Origin of the sequence: Occallatibacter sp. (genome assembly GCF_049802275.1) — a bacterium.
GTDB lineage: Bacteria > Acidobacteriota > Terriglobia > Terriglobales > Acidobacteriaceae > Telmatobacter.
Window position 1 is genome coordinate 1 of the sequence record NZ_JBARMD010000093.1, and the last position, 3,045, is coordinate 3,045.

Below are 3,045 nucleotides of genomic sequence, written 5' to 3' on the forward strand. Positions count from 1 at the left end.
TCGCGAAAGACGGCAGTCTGGCACAGGGCACGCGCGTGGTGCGGCAATTCATGGTGAACGCGGGTGTGAGCGACGCCGATTTCTTTTTCTATGACGGCTCGGGCATGAGCATGGATGATCGAATCGCGCCGCGAGCGTATACACAGTTGCTCGCGTATGCATCGCGGCAGGCGTGGGGAGAGGCGTGGCGCAGCACATTCCCGGTTGCGGGCGTGGATGGGTCGCTCTACGGGCGGTTCAGGAATTCGACGCTGAAGGGCAAGCTGTGGGCCAAGACAGGAACGCTGAATGAGACCAATGCGCTGTCAGGGTATTTGCAGACGGCGAGTGGGAAGACGCTGGCGTTTTCGATTCTCGTGAATGGACATCGGCCGGGAAGCACGGCGGAGGTCCCGGCGATGGAGAAGATCTGCGAGGCTATTGCGGCGACCGAGTGATCTCGAGCCCCGGACGTGAAATGCAACTGCAGGTTCCTCCGCTCGCTGCGCTCGGTCGGAATGACAGGCGTTGAGTTTGAAGGCCAGTGTGAAGATGCGCGACCTGTTCGGCTGCGGTGATCAGCCGGTTATTGTGCACCCTGCTTGACGAATAGCCTCGCCGCCAGTAGCGTGCTGCCGCACCCCATCAACGTCAGTACCGCTGCGCTGACCCACAATTCGCCTATTCCTGCACCGCGCAGGATGATGCCGCGCAGGATCTGGATGTAGTACGTCGCAGGAATCAAGCGGCTGATGCCCTGGAAGAACACCGGCATATTCTCGATGAGAAAAATGTAGCCGGAAAGAAAAACCGAGGGCAGGATCGTTCCCATGGAAAGCTGAAACGCCTCGGCCTGTGTGCGGGCGCGTGTGGAGATGACGAGGCCAATTCCAAGCACCGTGAGCAGGAACGGAATCGAGAGCAGGAGAAGCAAGAGCACGTTGCCGTGAATCGGGACGAGGAAGACGGTCCGCATCACCAGCAGGATGACGCAGAGTTCGCTGAAGGTGAGCACGCCGTATGGAATCATCTTTCCGACCATGAGGCCGAGCGGGGCGACGGGCGTCATGGTGAGCTGTTCGAGGGTGCCGCGCTCGCGTTCGCGGACAAGGCTGAGGGCGATCATGAGAATCGCCATTACCTGAAGGAGAATCGCGATCAGGCCGGGGACGAAGAAATTGGCCGAACGCGTGGCCGGGTTGTAGAGCACGGAGGGGCGTACCTCGATGGGCATCCTGCCATCCGGCAGCACGCGGTCGAGGGACTCCTTGAGGGCGACACCGGTGGCGGTGCTCATGGCCTGGCCGGCGACGCTCGAGTCAGAGCCGTCAACGAGCACGAGTACGGTCGCGGTAGTGCCATCCTGCAGGCGGCGGGAATAGTCGTAGGGGATGCGGATGCCGACGCGGGCTTTTGCGCCGCGAATCGCCTCGTACATCTGATCCTGCGAGCCAGCGTAGATCTTCAGATTGAAAACATCCGACCCCGCAAAGCTCTCGAGCAGGCGGCGGCTGTCTTGCGTATGCGATTCGTCGAGCACAACGGTCGGGATCTGGCGGATGTTCGTGTCCACCGCGAATCCGAAAAGAAACAGTTGCAGCATGGGGATGAGCAGCGCGAAGAAGAGAGTGCCGGGGTCGCGGATGATGTGCAGGAATTCTTTCCGGCAAACAGGAACGAGACCGCGAAAGAGGGCGCTCATCGCTGCGACTCCATGATGCGGTACGTGAGGGTGACGAAGATGTCTTCGAGCGACGGCTCGATGGTCTCGATCTGCGCCTGCGGAAGTTCCACGCGGAGATCGGCGAGATGATCGGTTTCAGCAAGCGCATGGATGGAGTGACCGAAGATGGTGGCTTCGCGGATGCCGGGCATGCGGCGCACGCTGTCGAGGATCTCGGAAGGATTGGGCGTGCTGATCTGAATGCGTGACGTGCCGGCTGGATTGGCGTTGGGGAGCTTTTGCAACTCGGCGACGGTACCGATGGCGATGAGCTTCGACATATAGATGTAGCCGACGCGGCCACAACGCTCTGCCTCGTCCATGTAATGTGTGGTGACGAAGAAGGTGACGCCCTGGCCGGAGAGCTGGAAGAGCAGATCCCACAGCGCGCGACGGGCGACCGGATCGATGCCTGCTGTGGGCTCGTCGAGGAAGACGACTTCAGGTGAGTGAATGATTGAGCAGGCGAGGGCGAGACGCTGTTTCCACCCGCCGGAGAGCTGGCCTGCGCGGCGATTCATGTAAGGCTCGATGCCGGTGAGCGCCTGCAGTTCGCGCGTTCGCTGTGCGGCCTGGTCCGCTGAGAGGCCGTAGACGCCGGCGTAGAAATTCATGTTCTCGGCAACCGTGAGGTCTTCGTACAGGCCGAACTTCTGCGACATGTAGCCGACGTGGCGGCGGATTTCGGCGGCGTCCTTGCGGATATCCATGCCAAGGATGCGGCCGGTGCCTTCCGAGGGTCGAAGCAGTCCGCAGAGCGCCTTGATGATGGTGGTTTTTCCGGAGCCGTTAGGGCCGAGGAAGCCGAAGAGCTCTCCCTTCCCGATCTCGAAACTGACGTCGCTGACCGCGGTGAACGAGCCGAAGCGGATGGTGAGATGATCGGCTGCGATGATGGCGTTCATTCGAGGCGCACCGTTGCCGACATTCCAGACTTGAGGATCCGCTGCGCATTGTCGACGTAGACTTTTACGCCGAAGACTTCATGTTCGCGGTCACTTTTTGTCTGCACATTGCGGGGAAGAAACTCAGCCTGCGATGCGATCTGGCCTACATGGCCGGGGAAAGCGCGATTGCCAAAGCTATCGACGTGCACGGTTGCGGGTTGGCCGAGTCGGACGTGGGCCAGATCGGTTTCCGGAACGTAGACCTTGACCCAGAGCTGTGACGCTTCGAGCAGGGTAATGACGATGCGGCCGGCGGGAACCAGGTCGCCCGGGCGCACGCTGACGACTTCAACGACAGAATCGGCTGGAGCGGCCAGTTCGGCTTCGCGGAGACGCGCGTCCAGCTCAGCCACATGGCCCTGCGCTTCAGCGAGGCGACCGCGTGCGGCTTCAATG

General features: G+C 61.2%; 4 protein-coding genes. 1 reads left to right on the plus strand and 3 read right to left on the minus strand.

Annotated features, from left to right (window positions below; genetic code table 11):
- A partial coding sequence (locus tag WA354_RS03065) for a D-alanyl-D-alanine carboxypeptidase (RefSeq protein ID WP_472811540.1) occupies window positions 1-437 on the plus strand: 437 nt, incomplete at its 5' end.
- Window positions 438-565: 128 nt separating this feature from the next.
- Here the strand turns inward: WA354_RS03065 and WA354_RS03070 are convergent.
- The 3 genes from WA354_RS03070 to WA354_RS03080 all read right to left on the minus strand — a co-directional run.
- Entirely contained in the window at window positions 566-1,681 is a 1,116-nt protein-coding gene (locus WA354_RS03070; RefSeq protein WP_472811541.1) for an ABC transporter permease, read from the minus strand.
- On the minus strand, window positions 1,678-2,607 hold the full coding sequence (locus WA354_RS03075; protein WP_472811542.1) for an ABC transporter ATP-binding protein: 930 nt from the start codon (window positions 2,605-2,607) through the stop codon (window positions 1,678-1,680). Before WA354_RS03075 ends, WA354_RS03070 begins: the two co-directional genes overlap by 4 nt.
- The coding region (locus WA354_RS03080; protein ID WP_472811543.1) for an HlyD family secretion protein at window positions 2,604-3,045 on the minus strand (442 nt) is incomplete at its 5' end. The genes WA354_RS03075 and WA354_RS03080, both read right to left, overlap by 4 nt.

Excerpts from the sequence above, each read along its gene's own strand:
- WA354_RS03070 (WP_472811541.1), bottom strand. The coding sequence starts at position 1,681 with ATGAGCGCCCTCTTTCGCGGTCTCGTTCCTGTTTGCCGGAAAGAATTC.
- WA354_RS03075 (WP_472811542.1), bottom strand. The coding sequence starts at position 2,607 with ATGAACGCCATCATCGCAGCCGATCATCTCACCATCCGCTTCGGCTCG.